Consider the following 1,442-nt stretch of genomic DNA (forward strand, 5'->3'; position numbering starts at 1 on the left):
TAAAGTGCTCCATAATTGTTAGACAAGAAATCTAACAGTTATGGAGCACTTTTTCTATGGTCAAATATAGTTCAGAATTAAAAGCAGAAGTCGTTAGTGAATATCTTCAAGGTGACATTAGTATCAGTCTTCTTTCAAAGAAACGTAACTTGCCTCGAATACAAGTAGGTAGATGGATACAAAACTTTCGTTTGAGCGGCGCAGACGCTCTTAAACGAAGAAGAGTTAAACGAAGTTTCTCAGTTGAGTTTAAAGTTGATGTGATAAACTACTATCAAACTCATGATGAAACTTTAGCCGAAGTATCCGCAAAATTTGATGTTAATTCTTGTCAAATCAGTCTTTGGAGGACAGCCTTCAATCAGTATGGTATAGAAGCCTTGAAGCCTCATCCGAAAGGCAGAAAAACCAAAGTGAAACATAATAAGAAGAAATTACGTAAGTTAGTAAACAAGAACGAAATCGATCAACTTCGTGAAGAATTGACGAAAAAGAATCAAGAATTATATGATGCAAAATTGGAGAACGAAATCTTAAAAAAATCAATGACCCTGTTCGGAACCTCAAAGGACGAAAGAAAACACAAATAGTTGATCAGATCAGGGTCGAACAAGAGTCTCTTCCGAAATCTAACCGGTATAAAGTCGGCGATATTCTTAAGACCATTGGACTTAAGAAAGCGACTTATCATGATGAACGTAAACGTATCAAAAATTATGTAGATAAGTATGAAGATGTAAAAGTAGAGATACTAAAAATTGCCGAAAGCGGAAGATATCGCGGACGTCTAACCTACGGTTATCGTCGCGTTCAAGAAGAGCTCATTAAATTAGATATCCATCTATCAGACGCCGTAGTGCGTCGTTTGATGGATGAATTAAATGTTCAAGTAAGCCTTTATAACCGCCACAGAAATGGTAGATATTCATCTTATAAAGGTACAGTTGGAAAAGTGGCCCGTAACGTTCTACATCAGCATTTTAATGAAACCGTACCTTTCAAAGTATTACATATCGATGTTACACAAGTACGCTTGGCCGATACTAAGTGGGCTTACGTTTCAGCTATTACTGACGAAGCAAGCAAGGAAGTTTTAGCATTTCAAGTAAGTAATAGTCCTAACAGTAAACTAATTATGGATACACTCGATGAACTCACAGAAAATATTCCGGAAGGAATAAAACCAATAATTCATTCAGATCAAGGTTGGCATTATCAATTGAATTACTATACCGATAAACTCTCTGAAAAAAAATTTATACAAAGCATGTCTCGTAAGGGAAACTGTCTTGATAATGCGCCAATTGAAAGCTTCTTTCATCTTCTTAAAACAGAATGTCTTAATGGATTTCCACAGTGTAAAGATATTGGAGAATTCAAGGAAATCACAAAGAATTACGTCGATTGGTTTAACAATCGACGAATATCACAGAAAACAAAAG

2 protein-coding genes are annotated in these 1,442 nt (G+C 35.6%); both read left to right on the forward strand.

The features are described 5' to 3' along the window. Positions 1 to 56 precede the first annotated feature (56 nt). Positions 57 to 590: a helix-turn-helix domain-containing protein gene (locus tag FD20_RS12500; RefSeq protein WP_002331365.1), complete on the forward strand. Its 534-nt coding sequence runs from the start codon at positions 57 to 59 to the stop codon at positions 588 to 590. After that, the coding region (locus FD20_RS13480) for an IS3 family transposase (protein ID WP_235807790.1) at positions 587 to 1,442 on the forward strand (856 nt) is incomplete at its 3' end. The genes FD20_RS12500 and FD20_RS13480, both read left to right, overlap by 4 nt.

Origin of the sequence: Liquorilactobacillus uvarum DSM 19971 (assembly GCF_001434935.1) — a bacterium.
In the GTDB taxonomy this organism is placed as follows: Bacteria; Bacillota; Bacilli; order Lactobacillales; family Lactobacillaceae; genus Liquorilactobacillus; species Liquorilactobacillus uvarum.